This is a genomic window from Candidatus Brocadiaceae bacterium, assembly GCA_012728835.1.
In the GTDB taxonomy this organism is placed as follows: domain Bacteria; phylum Planctomycetota; class Brocadiia; order SM23-32; family SM23-32; genus JAAYEJ01.
The window spans coordinates 29,888-50,115 of the sequence record JAAYEJ010000026.1; the positions used below are offsets into that span (position 1 = coordinate 29,888).

14 protein-coding genes are annotated in these 20,228 nt (G+C 70.5%); 4 read left to right on the plus strand and 10 right to left on the minus strand.

Annotated elements, in window-relative coordinates:
• The first annotated feature begins 146 nt into the window (after positions 1–146).
• The gene (locus GXY85_03870; protein NLW49966.1) at positions 147–1,979 is read left to right on the plus strand and encodes a thioredoxin fold domain-containing protein; all 1,833 of its coding nucleotides are present in this window, start codon (positions 147–149) and stop codon (positions 1,977–1,979) included.
• 18 nt (positions 1,980–1,997) lie between these two features.
• Here GXY85_03870 and GXY85_03875 read toward each other — a convergent pair whose 3' ends face one another.
• The 8 genes from GXY85_03875 to GXY85_03910 form a co-directional block, all read right to left on the minus strand.
• Entirely contained in the window at positions 1,998–2,414 is a 417-nt protein-coding gene (locus tag GXY85_03875; GenBank protein NLW49967.1) for a hypothetical protein, read from the minus strand.
• Positions 2,415–2,497: 83 nt separating this feature from the next.
• Positions 2,498–3,913 (minus strand): M48 family metallopeptidase, encoded by a 1,416-nt coding sequence (locus GXY85_03880; GenBank protein ID NLW49968.1) that lies wholly within the window; start codon positions 3,911–3,913, stop codon positions 2,498–2,500.
• 69 nt (positions 3,914–3,982) lie between these two features.
• Positions 3,983–4,549: a LemA family protein gene (locus tag GXY85_03885; GenBank protein ID NLW49969.1), complete on the minus strand. Its 567-nt coding sequence runs from the start codon at positions 4,547–4,549 to the stop codon at positions 3,983–3,985.
• A gap of 19 nt (positions 4,550–4,568) precedes the next feature.
• Positions 4,569–4,979: a hypothetical protein gene (locus tag GXY85_03890; GenBank protein NLW49970.1), complete on the minus strand. Its 411-nt coding sequence runs from the start codon at positions 4,977–4,979 to the stop codon at positions 4,569–4,571.
• A 99-nt stretch (positions 4,980–5,078) separates the two neighbouring features.
• Positions 5,079–6,227 (minus strand): serine protease, encoded by a 1,149-nt coding sequence (locus GXY85_03895; GenBank protein ID NLW49971.1) that lies wholly within the window; start codon positions 6,225–6,227, stop codon positions 5,079–5,081.
• A 2-nt stretch (positions 6,228–6,229) separates the two neighbouring features.
• Positions 6,230–6,823 carry a zf-HC2 domain-containing protein gene (locus GXY85_03900; GenBank protein ID NLW49972.1) on the minus strand — a complete coding sequence of 198 codons (594 nt, stop codon included), beginning with the start codon at positions 6,821–6,823 and terminating at the stop codon, positions 6,230–6,232.
• Between the two features lie 57 nt (positions 6,824–6,880).
• Positions 6,881–7,426: a sigma-70 family RNA polymerase sigma factor gene (locus GXY85_03905; GenBank protein ID NLW49973.1), complete on the minus strand. Its 546-nt coding sequence runs from the start codon at positions 7,424–7,426 to the stop codon at positions 6,881–6,883.
• A 99-nt stretch (positions 7,427–7,525) separates the two neighbouring features.
• Positions 7,526–12,799, minus strand: a complete 5,274-nt coding sequence (locus GXY85_03910) for a hypothetical protein (protein NLW49974.1) — start codon at positions 12,797–12,799, stop codon at positions 7,526–7,528.
• A 478-nt stretch (positions 12,800–13,277) separates the two neighbouring features.
• On the opposite strand from GXY85_03910, the gene GXY85_03915 reads away from it, so the two are divergent.
• The 3 genes from GXY85_03915 (at position 13,278) to GXY85_03925 (ending at position 15,499) form a co-directional block, all read left to right on the plus strand.
• Positions 13,278–14,078 (plus strand): DnaJ domain-containing protein, encoded by an 801-nt coding sequence (locus GXY85_03915; GenBank protein NLW49975.1) that lies wholly within the window; start codon positions 13,278–13,280, stop codon positions 14,076–14,078.
• 140 nt (positions 14,079–14,218) lie between these two features.
• A complete protein-coding gene (rsfS, locus tag GXY85_03920; protein ID NLW49976.1) occupies positions 14,219–14,608 on the plus strand; it encodes a ribosome silencing factor in 390 nt (129 codons plus the stop codon).
• 114 nt (positions 14,609–14,722) lie between these two features.
• Entirely contained in the window at positions 14,723–15,499 is a 777-nt protein-coding gene (locus GXY85_03925) for a four helix bundle protein (protein NLW49977.1), read from the plus strand.
• On the opposite strand, the gene GXY85_03930 is transcribed toward GXY85_03925, so the two are convergent.
• Both GXY85_03930 and GXY85_03935 read right to left on the minus strand, forming a co-directional pair.
• Complete coding sequence (locus GXY85_03930) at positions 15,500–15,994, minus strand: 3-isopropylmalate dehydratase small subunit (protein NLW49978.1); 495 nt, start codon at positions 15,992–15,994, stop codon at positions 15,500–15,502.
• A 32-nt stretch (positions 15,995–16,026) separates the two neighbouring features.
• On the minus strand, positions 16,027–20,202 hold the full coding sequence (locus tag GXY85_03935) for a CoA activase (GenBank protein NLW49979.1): 4,176 nt from the start codon (positions 20,200–20,202) through the stop codon (positions 16,027–16,029).
• Positions 20,203–20,228 lie beyond the last annotated feature (26 nt).

Here is a 20,228-nt window from a genome sequence, read left to right on the forward strand (position 1 = left end):
CGCGTCCAAGGGACGCCCCGCGGCGGTCCGGCTGCCGGCACGGCCGGGGGAATGGCCGGCGGGGCAGCGGTCTGCTAATATGGGGAGAGGCGGCGGCCGGGCCCGGGCCGCCGGGGTGACTCCGTGCGAGAGGTGGGGGAACCGATATGCCGCCCGTGCTGCGAACGCTGCTCTGCGTGCTGATCGCCTCTGCGCTGTCGGGGGCGTCCGTCTCCGCCGGCGGGGCCGGCTTCGGAATCGGCGTCGAGGGCCTTCCGGGCGGGCCCGTGCGTGCGGCCCCCCGGGATGCGGCGACCGTGACGGCCTCGGAGCCGGCGGCCGTGCGCCCCGGTTCGTGGACGTCGGTGCCCGTTCGCGTCGACTGCCCGCCGGACTACTACGCCTGGCACGACTCCTTCCGCGCGACTCTGGGCGATGGGCCGGACGGGTTGACGGTGACGGGCCTGGCCCTGCCGCCGGCGAAGGAGAAGTACGACGAGACGCTCGAGCGGACGGTGGCCTACCTGGACGGCGCGTTCGAGGTCGGCGTGGGGCTGCGCGTGCCGGATGGGGCGGCACCCGGCGAGTACCCCGTGAGGCTGACGCTCCGCTACACGCTGTGCGGGCCCGACCTGTGCCGCTTCGACCAGGCCGCCCTGCAGGTCACGCTCGTCGTGGATCCGGCCGCGGCGCCTGCGGCGGGTCCGGAGCCCCCCGGTTCGCCGCCGGAGGCGGCCGAGCTGGTTGCTGCGGCTGCGGGCGAGGATCCCTTTGCGGGGCACAGCCCGCTGGTCGTGGTCCTGCTGGCCTATCTGCTCGGCCTGGGGCTCACGCTGACGCCGTGCGTCTATCCCCTGATCCCGGTCACCATCGGGGTGGTGGGCGCCACGTCGGCCGGAGGCCGCGTGGGCGCACTCCTGCGGTCGCTCCTCTACGTGCTGGGCATCAGCATAACCTACTCGGCAGTGGGGGTGGTGGCCGCGGCGGGCGGCGGCCTGTTCGGGCAGGTGGCGAACGGCCCGGCGGTCAGCATCGCGCTGGCCGTGGCGTTCGTGCTGCTGGCGGGGGGCATGTTCGACGTCTACACGATCGACCTGAGTTCGCAGCGCCTGCAGCGTCTGCAACTGGCGTTGCGCGGCAAGGCCGGGCTGGCCGGCGTGCTGGCCATCGGCATGCTCTCCGGGGCGGCCGCAACGGCGTGCATCGCGCCGGTCATCGTTGCGGCGCTGGGCTACGTGGCGACCAGCGGCAGCCTGCTGCTGGGTTGGACGGTCTTCTTCGCGATGGCCTGGGGGATGGGCACGCCGCTGGTGCTGGTGGGCACGTTCGCGGGGCTGGCGCAGTCGCTGCCGAAGTCCGGGCAGTGGATGGTGACGGTGAAGCACGCGCTCGGCGGCCTGCTGCTGGCGTGCGCGGTGTGGTTCGTGATGAAGAGCCGGCTGCTGCCCGCTCTGTGGGCGCAGATGCTGCTCGGGGGGGGCCTGCTCGTCGGCAGCGTGTTCGTCGGCGCGTTCGACTCCCTGGCCCCCGATGCCGGCCGGCGCCTGCGTCTGCGGAAGGCGGTCGGCCTGCTTCTTCTGGCGGGCGCCGTCATGGCGTTCGTGCAGCCGGTGTGGACGCGCGCGCTTCCGGGCGCGGCGCCGGCGGGTCAGGAGCGGGGGGTGGACTGGCTGGAGTCCGAGGAGGAGGCCCTGGCCCTGGCCGCAGCGGAGGGCCGGCCGGTCCTGCTGGACTTCTGGTCCGAGACCTGCGCGCCCTGCCTGCGCATGTTCCGGACGACGTTCGTCGATCCGCGCGTCGTGGCCGAGTCGCGCCGCTTCGTCTGCGCGAAGATCGACGTGGACGCCCTCAGTGAGGAGCAGACTCGGCGCATGCGGGAGGCGTACAACCTGCGGGGCGTCCCCACGATCGTCCTCATCGACACGGAGGGACACGCGGACGTTGTGACGCGGGAGGTGAACGCCGACGACATGCTGGACCGGATGCGCGCCACGCGCTGAGCCGGGCCGGGTGGCTGCTCAGACGGCGGCAGCGAGGGGGCATTCGGCATACTTCTGTACCAGGCGGGCGAGCGGGTCGCGGTGCAGCAAGCGTGCGACGTGGGCGGGGCTGGAACCGGCGGTGTCGCGCGCGCCGGGGTCGGCGCCGTGTTGCAGGAGCAGCCGGACGATCTTCTCGTGGCCGGCCGCGCACGCGCCGTGCAGCGGGGTCCATCCGCTGGCGGTGCGTGCGCTGGGATCGGCTCCGCGGGACAGCAGCCGCTCGACCACCCGAGCGTTGCCGCTCTCGGCGGCCAGGTGGATGGCGGCGATGCCCCCGTCGGCACAGGCGTTGACCTGTGCGCCCTTGGCGAGGAGCGCCTCGACGAAGTCCGAATGGCCCTGGGCGGCGGCCAGGTGCAGTGCGGCGGTCATTTCCGTTGTGGTCTTGTTCATGTTCATACCTCGAGCGTGTATCGGGTTCTGAGGGGTTAAACGGCCGGACGGGAGGTAACCTGCGGTGATCCGTCCGGGAATCCTCACGCGCGGTCTACGCGGATGGACCTTCCGCAGGACGGGCAGTCGACGTGCGAGCCCTGGAAGCTGGGGCTGAGGTTGATCGTGCGGTCGCACGGGCAGCGGAACGACTGCCACCGGCCGGGCCGGTAGGTGACGGCGGCCTCGGGGGCCTCGGAGGGTTGCGGCTCCCCGGCCAGTTCGCGTCCCAGTTCGTCGCGGAGCCCGGCGGCTCCGGCCAGCGCGGCGGCCGCCACGGGCACGGGGAGGCTCCGGCCGCACCGTGGGCAGTCGACCTCCCGGCTCTTGAAGCCCGGCGGCAGCTTGATCTTCAGGCCGCAGGCGCAGGTGAGGAAGAGCATGCCGGCCGCCCGGTGGAGCAGGTCGCCCGTCTCGCGGGCGCGGTCCACTTCATCCGGTTCGTGCTCGGTCGAGGGCCCGCGCGCGGCGAGCTGGTGGGACTCTGCGACGGTGCGCTCGCCGAGGATGCGGCCACCGTTGACCTTCTCGTACGCCGCCTCGTAGTCCGCGTAGGCGGCCCCGGACCCCATGGCGCGCAGGATCCGCACGCGGCTCTCCGTCGGCGGATGGGTGCTGAACAGGCTGCGCGCGGCGGCGCCCCGCAGGGGGTTGACCGTGAGCATGGGGGCGACGGCCCGGTTGACCGGTGCGGTGGCACGGGCCGAACCGGCGATCTTCTCCAGCGCCCGGGCGAGCCCCTCGGGATACCGGGTGAAGCGCGCGGCGCTGGCATCGGCCAGGTACTCGCGCCGGCGGGAGCATGCGAAGTAGAGCAGCCGCGCCAGGATGGGCGACAGGATGATGAACACCAGCGCGATGATCATGACGACGGCCTGGCCCTGTCCGCCGCCGCGGCCGCGCGAGCGCCGTCGGTCCCCGCCGTAGAACATGCTGCGCAGGGCAACGTCGGACAGGAGGAGGATCGCCCCCATCATGACGCCGGCCAGGACCATGAACCGCGTGTCGTGGTTCTTGACATGGCCGATCTCGTGCGCGATGACGCCCTGGAGTTCATCGCGGTTCAGCGTTCTGAGCAGCCCGGCCGTGACCGCAACGGTCGCCTTCTTCTCCGTCCCCACGGCGAAGGCGTTGGGGGCGTCCATGTCCACGATGTAGACGTCCGGCACTCCGGGCAGGCCGGCGGCGACGCTCATCTCTTCAACGATGTTGAAGAGGATCGGGTAGTCGTCGTGTTCGATCCGGCGGGCCTTCATGCTGCCGAGCATGACGTCCTTGCCGGCGCTCACGGCGATCATCCAGAGGACCATCCAGATGACGACGGCCGCGACGATGCCCAGGGAAGCCGCCTCGGGCGCCCAGATGAGCCCCAGGGCATAGCCGGCTCCGGCCAGCATGAGGCCCATCGAGGCGATCAGGAGGACGGACCGCTGCTTGTTGGCGCGTATGGCTTCCCACATAGGCCCGGCACGTGTTGCAGGCAGGGCGGGGGCCGCCGGGAGAGGCGGCCCCGGGCCGAGGATCGATCGTCAGAACTGGACCTTCGGCACGGCCCTCTCGGCCTCGGATTCCAGCTCGAACAGGTCCTTGCGGGCGAAGTTGAACATCCCGGCCAGGATGTTCGCCGGGAAGCTCTGGATCCGGATGTTGTACTGCATCGTCTGGTCGTTGTAGAACTGCCGGGCGAACCCGATCTTGTTTTCGGTCGAGGCCAGCTCCTCCTGCAGGGCCAGGAAGTTCTGGTTGGCCTTCAGGTCGGGGTAGCGCTCGACGACGACGAAGAACTGGCTCAGGGCGCCGTTGAGGCCCTGTTCGGCCTGGGACGCCTCGCCCGGCCCGGCGGCCTGGGCGGCCAGGTTCCGCGCCTTGACCACCGCCTCGAGCGTGCCGCGCTCGTGGGTCATGTAGCCCTTGGCGGTCTCGATCAGGTTCGGGATCAGGTCGTGGCGGCGCTTCAGTTGCACGTCGATCTGCGCCCAGGCATTCTCGACCTGGTTGCGCAGCCGGATCAACCCGTTGTAGGTGCCGATGGCCCAGAGCACAACGAGAACGAGCAGGCCGCCGACTACAATCAAAGCGATCACCCCTCCGGTCATCGTAAGCTCTCCTTCCCTCTCACGAGGCGCGTTGCGGGCCGCTCAGGTCGGCGAAGAACCGGGCCAGGACGTTGCCCTCCTCCGCCTCTGCGCGCGCCACGACGGCTTCCAGTTCACCACGGTCAAACCACAGGCCGTGCCCGCGGGGGCATCGGTCGACCACGATGCCCGGCTCGCCCTGCGCGCGGACCTCGATGAGGCGCTTGCCGCAGACCGGACACCGGCGGGACGGCTCGGCCTTCGTCTGCCGTCCGGACCGCGTCTCGATCTCATCGAGGATGCCCATCCGCAGCGCGCCGGCCCGCCGGCCGACCAGCGCCAGCTCGCCGGAATCCAGCCACACGCCGCGGCAGCCCGGGCAGTAGTCGATCTCGACCTGCTCGAATTCGAGCGTGAACATCTCGACGTCTTCGCAAGCCGGACATAACACGATACGCTCCTCCCGCGCAGTTATTCAACCATGATACAGGGCGCCGGGCCTGCAGGCAATGCCCGAGGGCACCAGAAAGGCGCCGGAACCGTGCGGCGGTCAGCGGCGTTGGAGCGCCGGCGCCTGCACCTGGCGTTCGAGTTCGCGGAGGCGTTCCTGCAGGCGCTGGTTCTCGCGGACGAGGTCGGCGAACTCCGGGGCGAGCGGCATGCCGTCCAGGGTCGGCCAGGGGCGGATGCGATCGGGCGGAGGCTGGCGCATGCCGCCGGAGACCAGCAGGGGGCGGGCCTCCAGCGCGACCGGGATGGTCAGGATGGCGTCTCCCCGGAGGACCTTCAGTTCGACCGTCCGGCCCGGGCCGGCCTCCACGACGTGCCGGGCGACGACGGCGGGGTCGTCGACGACGTGCGGGCCGATCTGCAGGATGATGTCGTCGGCGTGCAGGCGGGCCCTCTGGGCGGGCGAGTCCTTCAGTACGGAGCGGATGCGGGCACCTTCGCGGGCGCCCGGTTCGCCGGTGAGCGTGATGCCGAGCCATCCGAGGCGGCGCGTCTCGCCCTGCTTGAGGCGGGCGAGGATCGGGGCCAGGTCGCCCTCCGGCAGCACCAGGACTTCCGGCTCCCGGGCTGCCTCGTAGGTCACCGCCAGCACGACGCCCGCCAGGCGGCCCTCCATGTCGAGGACGGGGGCCCCGGCGCATCCGGACCAGACGTGGCCGGCCAGGCCGAGCATGCCGTCCCAGGCGACGCCGTGGATGCGGACGTCGGCGTTGTGCCGGGTGACGAGGCCGGGGGAGAGGACGGTCGAGAGGCCGTCGGCCCGTTGCCGCACAGAGGCCACCAGTGCCCAGGCGCCGGGGCTCGGCAGGGCGGGGGCGGGTGCGAAGGGGGCCGTGTCGCGCAGTTCCGTCCGCAGCAGGGCGAGCCCGCTGGCCTGGTCGAGGGCGGCGACGGTCGCCTCGGACTGGCGTCCGTCCGGGCAGAACACGCGGATTTCGCGGCATCCGGCCAGCCCGAGCAGGCTGGTGAGCATCTCGCCCTGGGTGCCGACGAAGAAGCCGGCGTTGGAGAAGTGCGCCTCGCCGGCCGGGGGGGATTCCTCGGGCAGCGAGAGGGTGGAACGGACACAGGCGACCACGGGCGCGGCCCGTTCGAGAGCGGCCCGCGGGTCCTGTGCGGCCCCTCGGGCCGCCATGGCGGCCAGCAGGGCCGCGCACGCGGCAAGCGCCCGGGGAAGCCTTCGGCGCATGGCTACCACCAGTAAGGAGACTCGGCCGGATCGTAGAAGGCGTGCTGGACGGGCACGACGACGCCGGGGGAGTCCATGCTCACCGGGCGTTCGCCCTGGGGCCTCCAGGCCCAGGAGGTGCGGGCCCCTTTGACCACGGCCATGTGGCCGAGCGCGTGGCCGGGGTCTTCGCGACCTGTGGCGGCCAGCACGATCGGGAGGTATTCGGCCGGAGCCACGCGTGCGATGGGCGTCTCGTCGGGCGGGGCGCTCCGCATGCTCGCCAGGCCTCCGGCGATGAAGGCGGCGGAGATCAGGATGGCGGCGGCTGCGGCGGCGGAGACGAACTGCCGGTATGAGAACAGCCGGAAGATCTTCGTCTCGCCGGAACGGGCCGCCAGTATCTGGTCCATTCGGGCGCGCGTCAGGTAGGTCTCACGGGGCGCCAGCAAGGGGATTGTCTCGCGCAGGATGCCGGCGCCCCGTTCCACCAGGTCGAAAGCGGTGCGACAGGATTCGCAGGAGGCCAGATGGCTGCGGAACGAAGCCGCGCGTTCCTCGGCGAGATCGCCTTCGGCGGCCTCGATCATCCAGGATTTGCACTCGGCGCAGTCCACGGCAACTCCTTTCGCAGTGTTAGTGTCGCCAGAGGCCGCAGGGTTCAAATGCGCTTCTCAGTCCTCGGGTGCGGACAGCCCTTCCTCGGTCAATCGCTCGCCGATCTTCCGCAGGGCGTAGTGGATGCGGGACTTGACGGTGCCGATCGGGCAGTCGATGGCTTCGGCGATCTCCTCATAGGACAGGCCCTCGATGAAGCGGAGGGTGACGACGCTTCGGTGGTCCTCGGACAGCTCGTCCAGCACGGCGCGGACCATGCGGGCGGCTTCGCTTCGCTCGGCCAGTTCCTCGGGGCCGGGCAGGGACGAGGGCAGGAAGTCCTCCGGTGCGGCGCCTTCCCCGTCCGGGTGCCCCATGTGCAGGGGGGCCGCGGCGGAGTCCTTGCGACGGAGCCACTGGCGGAACTTGTTCAGCAGGATGCCGTAGAGCCAGGTGTACGGCGAAGAGCGTCCCTCGAAGGTCTTCAGGGACTTGGCGGCGGCCAGGAAGGTGTCCTGCACCAGGTCTTCGGCGACGGACACATTGCCACACATGAACCGGGCGGCCCGGAAGAGCCGGTCATAGTGCAGGCGAACGAGTCTGCGCAGGCTCTGCTCAGTCACGGCCGGGCCTCGGAGTATGAGAACAAGGCCCCACGGCCGTTCGGGCCGCGCGGCCGCGGCGGGCGGGGCCGGGGAGGCGTCCCGCCCGCCGGCTCGCGTTCAGGCCGGCAGCGTCCTTTGCAGGGTCTTCAGGATGGCGGTGGAGACCGCGTTGCGCAGTTCGGGCGTGCCGGCCAGGCCGAACAGCTCGGTCAGGACGGCCAGCGCCTGCATCCGGTCCGGCAGGAAGACCATGCCCTCCAGGGCGGCCGTCTGGACGCCCGTCGAGTTGCGGTCGAACAGCGACCGGCCGGGTGCGTTCAGTGCGGCTCGGAGCAGATCGACGTGCCCCATGCTGCCCAGCGCCCGGGCTACGTAGACGATTCCTTCGTCGACCTCGCCGCCGCGCCGTGCGCCCGGGCGCCCGGGCTCGATGTCGGGGGGCGCGACCGGGTCGTCCCCGGGCAGCAGGGGGATCTCGATCCGTTCCGTGGGAGGGCCCACCAGCGCGTCATACAGGACCGCGGCGGCCTGGTCGTCGCCCAGCCTCCGCAGGACAAGGGTGGCACTCCGTCGGGCGGTCAGGGCGGCCTCTCTTCGCACCAGTTGTGCTGTGCGGCTCCGGGGGCCGGCGGGCACCACTTCGGTCTCGCCGATCAGGAGGTCCCGCATGTTCTGCAGGACGAAGCTCCGAGCGGCATTGGACATGCGCGCGTAGCGGACGGCGATCTCGGGCCCGAAGTCGCGGTGGTTGAAGAGCTGCTCATCCTGGATGGCCACGGCCACGGCCGTGGGGCCGCATTCGAAGATGTGCTCCACCAGGGCCCACTTGCGCCGCAGGATCCGGATGTCCTCGGCGGTGTCCTCCAGGGAGTACGCCCAGAGCCCCTGGCGTCGCGAGCCGAGCCGGCTGTACGCCTTCTGCTCGCGCTTCTCCTGGGTGCGGCGGCGCCCGGCCGGCACGCGATCCCTCACTCCGAGGGCGCCCATCCGCACCTCGTCCTCGATCCTCTCCTGCTCCCGCATCATCTCGATGGCCTCGGGGGGCATTTCCATCAGCTCCTGGGCTTCCTCGGCGGACACCACCATGTCCACGGCGGCTTCGTCCTCGACCGTCCGGTCCTGGGTCGGGCGCCGGATCATCCCGGCCACGAAGAGGGCGTAGCCCCGGTCCGACTTGTCCACCCGGCTTCGCGCGGTCTCGAAGACCCGCTGGCGGCTCTCGTCCGTCAGGGAGCCGGAGACCATGTTGACCAGTTCGAAGAACTGCGGCGACGGGGCCGCCGCCAGGTCGCAGAGCAGACGGCCCCATGCCTCGCTCGTCTGGCCTGCGGCGGGGAGAATGCCGCGGACTTCCTGCAGCACGTTCGGGCCGCCGCCGTGCAGGGCGACGCGGACGACCGCGTCGCGCAGTGCATAGTCCAGCGAGTCGTCGGTCATGTCGTCCCGTGCCTGGGTCCGCGTTCCCGAGGCCAGGCGCGAGGCGGGCGCACGGCTCGCGGGTGAGCCGGGCGCCGACAGGGCCAGGGCCACGTGCTTGAGCAGCAGAAGGGTGTTCCCATCATACGCGCTGGCGCACCGGGCGTAGGCCCTCAGCGCGCTGGCCTTGAGGCGGTCGCGTGCGTCGGCCAGGCTGGATCCGCCTCCGCCCGGATTCTCGATCAGCCTCTGGAGACGGTCCGTCAGGCGACGCTGCAGGTCGCCGTTGCCGGTCAGCTCGAACAACTGCTTCTCGGTGCACACGCCGACGATTGTGTCGCAGACCTCCTGGCGGAGGCGCGTCTGCCACCAGGCATTGAGCGTGTCGTAGTCGGCCACGTCGGTGATGGCGTCGTCGGCCGGCGGCGCTTCGTCCAGCATCTGGTCGAGGCGCGGCAGGAAGTCGGCGTCGCGGGCCCTGCCGAGTGCGGCCAGAGCCACGAGCCGGCCGTGCAGTTCCGCGGCCACGTCGGCGGTGTTGGCGTAGGTGTCGGCCCGCACGAGGGCCTGTTCCCGGAGGAACTCGATGTCCTGCGGGCCGCCGATGGCGGCGATGGTCAGGAACATGGCCCGGACGACTTCTTCGTCCGGACAGGAGTCGATGAGGGTGCGGAGTTCCTGCGCGATCGACGCGTCACCGACCCGGGTCAGCAGGCCCAGTGCGTACAGGGCCGGCTTGTCGTCCATCTGCAGGTCGGACGGAATGCGCGGCCTGCCCGCCGGCTCGGTGAACCCCTCCGGGGCGTATTCGCCGGCCGGCCGACGTGTCTGCGTGCCCGCTGCGGACATCCCGCGCCCGGACCCGCCCCGGGTGCCCCGGGCGCTGCGTTCGGGGGCGTCGGCCTGCGTTCCTCTGGGCCGGCGCACTCCGGTCTCCGGCTCGGGCATCTCGACGAGGGTCAGCAGTTGCCGGGCATCCGGCGGCTCGCCGACCTGCATCATCATCCAGGCCGCACCGAGGCGGACCTTCGGGTCCTTGCTTTCTTCCAGCACGGTGCGCAGGTACCCCCCGGCCGCCGGGGAGTCGATCCCGGAGTTCCACTGCCATCCGTCCGGCTTCTGGTCCGTGACCAGCCAGTGGCCCCGCACCTGCTTGAGGGTGTCGATCGTTGTGTGATGATAGGTGTCGAGGAGGGTTCGGATGGACTCGGTGTCGCCCAGTTCGATCAGGGCGGACAGGGCGGCCGGGCTGCCGTGGTTGACGGCCGCCGCTCGCAGGAACGCCCGTCCGGCCGGGCCGCCGTGCTCGAGCAGGAAGCTCACCGTCTCGGGCGTGCCCTCTCCCCGGGCGACCGCAGTGCCGATGGGCCGCACCAGGAGGAGCGCATCCTCCGGCGCGACGGACGGCAGCAGGGCGGGGTAGAGGTCCTGGGCGGACTCCATGAGGCGCGCCAGTTCGGCCATCGCGGCGTGTCCGCCGATCCGCACCAGTGCGGCGGCGATCCGGGCCCGGCTCTCGGCGTCGGTGCAGGCGTCGATGGCGGCCGACAGGGCCGGCAGAGTGGCGGGGGCGTCCGTGTCTGCCAGGAAGCTCAGGATCATCTTGCGGGCATCCTCGCCGGCGCTGCTCAGCGTGTGCGGCAGGTCGTCCAGGGCCTTCGGCCGGCCCGCGATGACGTGTGCCACCACGGCGGCCCAGCGGATCTCCTGGTGCACGGTCGGGGTCTCGGTGTGCTGGAGGGCTTCGGGCGTCCCGATGCTGCCCAGCGACAGCAGGGCGGCGACGACGACGTCCACGTCGCTCAGCTCCTGGGTGAGTTCGGCCAGGAAGGCGACCACCTGCGGCGAGGCCACCTGCTCCAGGGAGACCAGGGCCGTGACCTTGCCGTCGTAGTCCAGGCCGTTCCAGTAGTTGCGCGCGTGCCGGAGCGCCTGGTCGTCCGGGAGGACGGCCAGCATCTTCATCAGCCCGTAGCGGCGCGCCTCTTCGTCCAGCCTGGGGCTGTTCGGGGCCAGCGGCGACGTCGGCGTGGGGATGGTGATCGGCACGCCGCCGTGCACGCCGGGGGCTGATGAGTAGATCATCTCCCGTGCGGTCGGCACGTATGCGGTGACGCCCGCGTGGCCTGTCCTCCGCCGGGGCCCGCGCGGGCCCCGGGTTCCGGCGGCCGGCCCCTGATCCTCGATCGGTTCCGTCACCTGCTGTTGCGGTCCCGCGACCTCGATCAGGAGATCGGCGCAGTCTCCCGTCAGTGACGTCAGCGCGGGACGGAACCGTTCCCAGTTCAGGTACAGGTTCGCCGCGCGGTCGGACAGGCCCAGCGCGCGGGCGTTGTCGATCCCTGCGGGCCTGCGGGCCGCGTGGTCGATGCACTGCATCTGCCGGTCCACCTCGGCCTTCAGGAGGGTCATCTCCTCCCAGTTGGCCTCCAGAGCCCGCCAGGGGGCTGCGAAGTCGCCGCGGGCCTCCTTCTCGACGTCAGCCCGGGCCTGCCTCCGCGCGCGGGCGGCCAGTTGCCGGTAAGCCCATGCGTCGGCGGCGTCTCCGTGGGCGGTTGCCAGCACGCCCATCAGGCCGTCGGCGAGGTCCCTGCGCACCACGCAGAAGGTGCCTTCGGTGAACGCGGCGCTCTTGGCCTCGGTGTTGATCCGGAACAGGATCGGGTCCTCCTGGCTGCCCCAGAAGACGGCCCCGTCCCCGCTCGCGCCGGCCTCCTGCGTGAGCAGGCCCGAGACGGCCAGGACTCCGGGCGCGACGAGCGCCATCGAGAGCGGGACGTCTGCGGTGCCCGTCAAGACCAGCCGGCCGGACCGGGCCAGCGTGACCTCGTTCTGCCAGTTGCGCTCGACGGACGTCCCTTCGGCGTCTCCCGTGCCCATCACTGCGGTGAACAGGTTCTCCAGCTCGGTGAACGAGAGGCCCGGGGCGGCGGCGGGATCGCGGAACGTGACCGTGTAGCCGAGGCCGTCCTGCACGGGCAGCGTGATCGCGTGCGTCCCCTCGGTGGAGTTGCCGGCCGGGGCGACGGCGATGCGAACGGAGCCGGCGTCGACCCGGACCACCGGCTGATCGCTCCACCCGAAGGCCTGCGCGGCGGCGTCGCCGACCTTCACCGTGTGGTCAGAGAGGGTGGCGGACTGGTTCTGCAGGCGGATGGTGGGGCGCAGTCCTTCGAGGAACTGCTTCTGCTCCGGCGTGACCGCGTGGCCCCGGAAGGTCTCGGTCCGTCCGAGCCTGTCGTTCACCGATGCGCTGCGCGGGGCCAGGCGGGCGGCCCGGATCCAGCACAGGTCCGCCTCGGCCGGGAGGTTGTTCTCCCGGCAGAACGCGGCCAGGTCGGCCCAGAGCGTGGCGGCCTTCGTCGCGTCCGATTCGTGGATCTGCCCGAGCGCGTCACGGAGCCTCGTCCGGTAGGTGCGGACGCTCTCGGCGATCTGCTGTTCCTGCCGGCCCAGCGTGCCGAAGTCCGCCTCGGCCAGTTCGACGTGCGGGAGGACCTCCACCGGCTCGCCATCGACGGGCTGGGCGGTCTCGGGCTGCTGCTCGCGGGTGGCCAGTTCGGTCTGCTGCTTGCGCTCCTTCAGCAGGCCGGCCGCCACGACGATCAGGACGACGAGCACGACCAGGCTGACGGCGATGCCGCCGCCGATCAGGAAGGGCGTCCAGTCGCGGACCTTCCGTCGGGTCACCTGGGTGACCGCACCCGTGCGGATGTCGGCACCGCACTGGGGGCAGATGGCGACCCGGACGCCGAGGGTGGCGCCGCAACTGGGGCATTGCTGGCGGGCCGGGTGCAGCACCTTTCCCTCCTGGCCGGCGGCCGCCTTGATGTCGCCGAAGTGGTCCTCCTCACCGCTCGGGACCTCCATACCCGCCCCGCATTCGGGGCACAGGACCGTCTCTCCGGCCTGGTCGTCCGACACTTCGAAGACGGCACCGCATCCCGGCGCGGAACACTTGACTCTCAGGGCCATTTTCCCCACCTCGGAATAAGCATAAATACCCACGGTGTTTATAGGTGCAGGAACCCGCGCTGTCAAGTGCGGGATTCGCCGAAATGCGGGATTCTCCCACTGAGGGGCCGCCCCGGCACCCGCCGGCGGTTGGCTGCGCCATGGAGGCCCGCCGCCTTGTGCCCCGGCGGGCCGGGCGTGACGGGGCCGTGATCGCGGCGGGGCCGTTTTTGCCCATTGACCGGACCGGGGCAAATATGTTATAGTACCATGATCTGGGAAGCCCGGGGGTCGTCTCTGCACCTGCCGCTCCCTCGGAGGGGTTGCGTCGCGGTATCCGAGCCCCTTCAGTCTGGGATTCCATGGGGGTGCATTCAGCGTTCCTGGTGAACTGAACACGCGCCTCCGGCACTAACTTCAGAGCGTGCGGGTCGGCACGGACGGCCTGCTCGGATTCGGGCGATTCAGGGTTTACCCGCAATAGAGAAACTTCGTAGCGATGGCCACAACCCAGCAACAGACATACTACGACGTCCTGGCAGTGCAGCGGACCGCCACCCAACCCGAGATCAAGCGTGCGTTTCGCCGGCTGGCCAAGAAGTACCATCCCGACACGAATCGGGAAGATGACCGGGCCGCCAAGAAGCTCGAGCGCGTGATCACGGCCTACAGGGTGCTGAGCAACGAGCGCGAGCGCGCCCGGTACGACGTGCTGATGCAGGCGAGCCCCGCCAATCAGCAGGAGGTCAGGCGCAGCGAGGCCCGCACCCTGCGGGAGTATGCCGAGGACGTGCTTCACAGCCTGCTGGCAGGGCGCGGGCGCCAGGCGCTGAACGTATACGACCACCTGGCCGCCCGGGCGGACTTCAGCCTGAAGGAGCACCTGGAGCCGAAGGACTACCTCGATGCGGTGTTCCTCCTGGCCGAGCAGTGCGAGCGGGCCGGCCGCTTCAAGGAGGCGGCGCGGCTCTACGAGGAACTCTACGAGGCCGAGAAGGACCCGCCGCGCCAGCGTTACTTCTTCGAAGAGGTCAAGGCGCGCATCAAGAAGCTCTACAGCCGCAAGCTCCCGCGCGACGCCGCCAACGCAGACGAGGAGATCGCCTGCTACGAGCGCATCCTCAAGTTCGACCTCGACAAGAGCGAGAAGGCGTTCATCCTGAAGAAGATCGCGGAGGTCTACTGCCGGATCGGCGACGAAAAGCAGGCCAAGAGCATCTTCTCCCAGGCCCTCCGGCTCAAGCCGGGGCTGAAGGGCACCGCGACGATCCGCGAGAGCCTTGGCATGGAAGACGTCTGACGCGCTCCCCGCAGTCGCGAACACGCACGGCCCGACGGCTCCGCGCCGCCGGGCCGTCTCTTTGGCCGAACCGGTCCGCCGTTTGCCCCGCAGCCGGGCGCACCCTATAATCGGCGGGCGTCCGCACGCGCTCGAGAATGATGGAGTCACCCGTGACGAACCAGGCCGAGGCCCTCGCCTGCACCTGTGCGCACGTGGCCGATGAACGCAAGGCCGAGCAGGTCGTCGTCCTCCACGTCGAACCCCTGACGTTCGTGTCCGACTACTTCGTGATCGCCACCGGGCTGAACGAGCGGCAGATCGCCGCCATCGCGACGCAGGTCCGCCAGCGGGCCGCCCGGCTCGGCCACCGCGTCATCGGCGTGGAGGGGGAGGCCGACTGCGGCTGGGTCCTGATCGACCTCGGCGACGTCGTCGTCCACGTCTTCACGAAAGAGGCGCGGCGGCTCTACGACCTGGAACTGCTCTGGGGCGAGGCGGAACACGTGGACTGGCAGGGCGTCGCGCCGATAGAACCCGCCACGCCCTGAGTCTGCCCCCCCCGGGTACCTGAGATGGACAGGTTGGCGGCGGGGGCATGGCGGCGCTGACGGCCGATCAGACGGATCGGTCGGATCGGACTGATCATCGGGGAGGAGGCGGCGATGGCGCGCAAGCTGCGGCCTGGCGGAGGGTACCGGAACACAGTCAGTTTCCAGGCGGCGACGGTCATCTATGATGCCACGTACTGGTTTTGCGAGCGGTTTGTCGATCAACGTTCGCGCACTGTAGACCAGATGGTGCAGGCCGCGCGGTCGGGCCGGCAGAACATCGCCGAAGGAAGCCGCGCAGCGGCGACCTCTTCGCAGACGGAGCTGCGCCTGCTGAACGTGGCGCGTTCCAGCCTGGAGGAACTGCTGCTCGACTACGAGGACTTCCTGCGGCACAGGCGCCTGGCGCAGTGGGCGCCGGATTCGGCCGAGGCGAAGGCGGTGCGGGATGTGCCGCGCAAGTTCAAGGAGGATCAGTCGGATCGGTCGGATCCGACTGATCTCACGGCCCTAACGGACGCCCAGCGCTGGGCGCTCTATGCGCCGTGGCTGGAGCATGCGGAAGGAGCCATACGGGCCAATGCGCTCATCTGCCTGATCAACCAGGCGAACTACCTGCTCGACCGGCAGATCGCTGCGCTCGAGGAGCAGTTTGTGAAGGAAGGCGGCTACAGTGAGCAACTGGCCACCGCCCGGCTTGCGGAGCGCAGCCGGGAGCGGGCCGTTGAAGCCGATCAGTCTGATCCGTCGGATCCGCCCGATCCGATCCCGCCGTGCCCCCTCTGCGGCAAGCCCACGGTTCTGCGCACGGCGCGCACGGGCAAGAACGCCGGACGGCAGTTCTGGGGCTGTTCGGGGTATCCCGACTGCAAGGGCGTGGTGCGCGCGTGACTACCCGCCGGCTTCCTTCCTGGCGAAGGCCATGAGGCCGCCGGCGTCGACGATGGCCTGCAGTTCGGGCGAGAAGGGGGGGAAGGCGTAGTTCCTGCCCGTGGAGTGGTTGACGATGCGGCCGAGGGCGAAGTTGGCCTCCATCGAGTGGCCGGTCTCCGCCTCGCGCGCCGCCTCGGGGCATTCGGCGATCAGCAGGCCGATGTTGACGGCGTTGCGGAAGAAGATGCGGGCAAAGGACTCGGCAACGACGCAGTGGATGCCGCATGCCTTGATGGCCAGGGGGGCGTGCTCTCGCGAGGAGCCGCATCCGAAGTTCCTGCCGGCCACGATGATGTCGCCGAGGTGGACCTTGCGGACGAACTGGGGGTCGACGCCCTCCATGCAGTGGGCGGCCAGCTCCTCCTGGTCGGTCACGTTCAGGTAACGGGCCGGGATGATCTCGTCGGTGTTGACGTCGTCGCCGAACTTCCAGCACTTGCCTTCCACGGTAATGCTCCTCTCAAACGGCGCTTCAGCGCTCTGCGTCAGGGCCGGCCGTTCAGGCGCTGCCGGGCCTGGTGCACGAAGGCATCCAGAAGCATGTCCTCGCCGGGCTGGTCCACGCCGTCGAAGGCGAGGCGCAGGACCGGTATGGCGTCATGGTCGCGGCGGAACTCCTCCAGCAGGCCGTTGACGATGGCCCCGGGCATGCACCCGAACGGCGAGACGTTGACGATGCCGTGCACCCCGTGGTGGGCGTACTCGGCCGCCCGGGCCATGCTGAGGATCGCCTCGCCCTTGACGGACGGATCGAGGTAGCGGCTGCCGATGCGCAGGACGTCCCGCATGGACGACTCGCGGGGCATGGGGCCGGCCAGTCCGTCGAAGACGGCGGCCACACGCCGTTCGTCCCGGCGGCAGACCCACTGGGCCAGGGCCTCCAGGGCGAGTTCTCCGAACGCCCCGCGCTGCCGGGAGGTCGCGCGCCGTTCGGCCGCGATGTAGTCGAGCCATTCCTGCAACGGCGGCAGCAGCACCTGCGCTCCCAGGCGCTCCAACTTGCGGACCAGGAACGAGTTGGCGAATGCGTGGCTGCGCACGTAGATCTCGCCGACGATGCCCACGATCGGCCGCGGCTCGGAGCGGTCGGTCGGGATGGACTCCAGGCGCCGGCGGATCTCGGCCGCCCTGGCCATGTGGTCTCCGTGTCCTTCCACGACCTCGGCCAGTTCCTGCAGACCCTCCTGGTAGACCCGGTCCGTCTCGCCCTCGTTGACCTCGTAGGGGCGGATCTCGTGCACGGCCTTGAGCAGGAAGTCGACGATCAGCGTGAGCTGCCAGCATGTGCGGTAGAACCCGGGGCCGAACCCGCGCACGTCCTTCCGGAAACCCCGGCCCTGGTCCAGCACGATCATGGGCACGTCCCGGAGGCCCAGTTCATCCAGCACCATTCTGTGGAAGTGATGGTACTGGCCGAACCGGCACGGCCCGCAGGCCTGCGGCATGAAGAACGCCGTAGTCTCGGGGTCGAAGTCGGGGCGGCGCGTCCTCTTGACCATGTCGCCGGTGGTCAGGATGCAGGGGTAGCATTCCTTGCCGGTGGTGAACTGGCGGCCCAGTTCCAGGCTCTCGCTGTCGGACATGGGCAGGGCCTCGGCTTCGAGTCCGTTGGCCCGGACACAGGCGGCCATGACGATGGAGTGGTCGCCCATGTGCGGGACGCAGACCGTGCGCAGCCGGTCGCGACGGGGGGGTGTGACGGCCGCGGCGGTGCGCATGGCCGGGCGGCCGCCCCGCGCGCGGCCGCCGCGGATGCTGTCCACGAACGCCTCGCAGCGCGTCAGCGCGCCCACGTCGGCGCTGTGCTGGTCGATCTCGATCGTCAGGTAGGGCTGCCCGAGCATCCGGTCGAAGAACTTCGTGACGAACGAATCGGGCCCGCAGCGGAAGTTGGTGACGTAGATCGCGTGCAGATTCGGGTGTTCGGCGATGTAGCGGGCTCCCGCCAGGATGCTCTGGCCGTACTTCCAGTACATGTGCGGGAAGTCCCGTCCGAGCGTCGGCAGGTCCAGGGGCAGCATGTCCAGCGGGATGGCCGTCATCCCCATGTCCCGCAGCTTGTCCGGCACGCCCAGGTTGGCGCCGGGATCGCAGCCGTTGTAGGGCCGGCTGACGATGACGACGGCGTGTTGGTCCTTCCCGAGTCCGTCGATCACTTCGCGTCCGCGATCGAGCAGGCGGCGGCGGAACGCCTCCTGGGCCTGCCAGGCGGCGTCCAGGGCGGTCTGCACGCGCCCGGCGGGCACTCCGAGGCCCCGGCCCAGGCGGTGCAACTCTTTGTCGACGGTTGCCCGGCCGGACGCGAAGTGCAGGACGGGGGCCAGGAACTGCGGGCCGTCCGGTCCGGGGCGCAGGGCCGCCCTGAGCAGGTAGGGCAGGCTCTGGGCGAGGGGGCATGCGTAGGAGCGGACGGCGTCCTCGGCTTCGTGCTCCAGGTCCACGACGCTGGGCACGAACACGTAGTCCACCCCCTGGTCCATCAGGTCCAGCACGTGGCCGTGGGCCAGGCAGATGGGGAAGCAGGTCTCGGTGTGCATGGCCTCGCTGCCCAGGCGCACGATCCGTTTGTTGGTCGGGCTGCTGAGGACGACGCGGCAGCCGATCTCGGTGAAGAAGGCCTTCCAGAAGGGGTAGCGGTCGAAGAACGACAGGGCCCGGGGGATGCCGATGCTCAGGCCGATGGGCTCGCGCGGTTCGGCCTGCGGGTAGGCGTTCAGCAGGGCGTCATCGCGTTCGGCGAACAGCCGGGGCAGCCCGCGGCCCAGGTCGTGCCGGGCTTCGTCGTCGAAGCGGCCGCAGCGGCTGCCGTAATGCAGGGGCTTTCGGCCCTCGATGGCCACCTGGTGGATCTCGCACCGGTTCGCGCACCTGGTGCACTCGAAGGTCTTCAACTCGTAGCGCAGGTTGCTCAGGTCGAAGCCCCGGAAGGCCGACGTCGGCCCCGCGTGCTCGTGGGCGAGGATCGCCGCCCCGATGGCGCCCAGGATGTCGTGGTGGGGGGGCACGATGACGGGCCGGCCCAGCACGGCTTCGAAGGCGGCCTTCACGCCGCGATTGAAGGCGACGCCGCCCTGGAAGAAGATCACCTCGCCGACCTTGCGGCCCTCCACCACCCGGTTCAGGTAGTTGGAGACGATCGAGTAGCAGAGCCCGCCCACCAGGTCGCGGCGCCGCACGCCGCGCTGCTGGTGGTAGGTCAGGTCGCTTTCCATGAAGACGGTGCAGCGCTCGCCCAGCTTGCAGGGCTCGGTGCTGGAGAGCGCCTCGCGGCCGAACTCCTCCTCGATCTTCAGGCCCAGGCGCTCGGCCTGTTCTTCCAGGAACGAGCCCGTGCCGGCGGCGCAGACCTTGTTCATGGCGAAGTCCACGACCGCGCCGTCCTGGAGCGACATGTACTTGGCGTCCTGGCCTCCGATCTCGAAGACGGTGTCGACCCGCGGGTCGGCCTCGACGGCGGCCCGCGCGTGGGTGGTGATCTCGTTCTTGATCAGGTCGGCGCCGATCAGCTCGCCGATCAGGTAGCGGCCGCTGCCGGTCGTGGCGCATCCGCGCACGGTCACGCGGTCGCCCAGTTCCCGGCCGACCTCGGAGAGGCCCCTGCGGACGGCCTCGATGGGGCGTCCCTCGGTCATCAGGTAGCGGCGGGCGACCACGTTGTGTTCGGCGTCGATGACGACGACGTTGGTGCTGATCGAGCCGATGTCCACGCCGACGTAGACGTCGACCGGGCCGTCTCGTTGCGGCAGGGGCCGGGGATCGACGTCCAGGGCGTAGTCGTCGCCCCGGAGGGCCGGCAGCCGAACGGCCTCCCGGTGCGGCTCGTTCACGTAGTTGCGCAGCGGGTCGAGCCCCTTCAGGGCGCAGTCGCGGCCCTCGTCGAGCGTCTGCAGAACGGCCCCGATCGCGCCGGTGCAGCCGCAGTGCGGGGGGATGATCAGCTCGCCGTCGTGGAGGCCCAGCACGTCCCGGAAGGCGCGGACCATGCCGGCGTTGGAGGCCACGCCGCCCTGGAAGGCGATGGGCCGGTCGAAGGCCTTGCCCAGCCCGACCGTGCCCTTGAAGTTGTGGGCCATGGCGTAGCAGAGCCCGGCGATGATGTCGTAGTCCGGCGTGCCGAGCTGCTGCAGGTGGATCATGTCGCTCTTGGCGAACACCGAGCAGCGGCCGGCGACTCGCGGCGGGGTCTCGCTGCGCAGGGCCAGCCGGCTGAACTCCTCGATGTCGACCTTCATGCGCGAGGCCTGCTGGTCCAGGAACGAGCCCGTGCCGGCGGCGCAGAGCGAGTTCATGGCGAAGTCCTCGACTCGCACCTTGCCGTCGGCAGAGCGCCCGAGCACGATGAGCTTTGACTCGGTGCCGCCGATCTCGATGACCGTCCGCACGCCGGGCGCCAGCACGGCGGCGGCACGGGCCTGGGCCATCACTTCGTTGACGAAGGGGACGCCCAGCAGGTCGGCGATGACACAGGCCCCGCTGCCGGTCAGGCAGAGGCCCTCGACCGGGCCGTGGTCGGCCAGGACCGACTCGAGGACCTCCAGGGCCGCCGGGAGCGGACGCCCCAGGTGCCGGACGTACCGGGCCTCGAGGATCTCGGCCCCGTCGGTGACGACGACGGCGTCGACGCTGATCGAACCGACATCCAGTCCTACGTAGTGCGACATGATCCCTGTCCCACGTTTGTTCGCTC

Excerpts from the sequence above, each read along its gene's own strand:
- GXY85_03870 (NLW49966.1), top strand. The coding sequence starts at position 147 with ATGCCGCCCGTGCTGCGAACGCTGCTCTGCGTGCTGATCGCCTCTGCG.
- GXY85_03875 (NLW49967.1), bottom strand. The coding sequence starts at position 2,414 with ATGAACAAGACCACAACGGAAATGACCGCCGCACTGCACCTGGCCGCC.
- GXY85_03880 (NLW49968.1), bottom strand. The coding sequence starts at position 3,913 with ATGTGGGAAGCCATACGCGCCAACAAGCAGCGGTCCGTCCTCCTGATC.
- GXY85_03885 (NLW49969.1), bottom strand. The coding sequence starts at position 4,549 with ATGACCGGAGGGGTGATCGCTTTGATTGTAGTCGGCGGCCTGCTCGTT.
- GXY85_03895 (NLW49971.1), bottom strand. The coding sequence starts at position 6,227 with ATGCGCCGAAGGCTTCCCCGGGCGCTTGCCGCGTGCGCGGCCCTGCTG.
- GXY85_03910 (NLW49974.1), bottom strand. The coding sequence starts at position 12,799 with ATGGCCCTGAGAGTCAAGTGTTCCGCGCCGGGATGCGGTGCCGTCTTC.
- GXY85_03915 (NLW49975.1), top strand. The coding sequence starts at position 13,278 with ATGGCCACAACCCAGCAACAGACATACTACGACGTCCTGGCAGTGCAG.
- rsfS (NLW49976.1), top strand. The coding sequence starts at position 14,219 with ATGGAGTCACCCGTGACGAACCAGGCCGAGGCCCTCGCCTGCACCTGT.
- GXY85_03925 (NLW49977.1), top strand. The coding sequence starts at position 14,723 with ATGGCGCGCAAGCTGCGGCCTGGCGGAGGGTACCGGAACACAGTCAGT.
- GXY85_03935 (NLW49979.1), bottom strand. The coding sequence starts at position 20,202 with ATGTCGCACTACGTAGGACTGGATGTCGGTTCGATCAGCGTCGACGCC.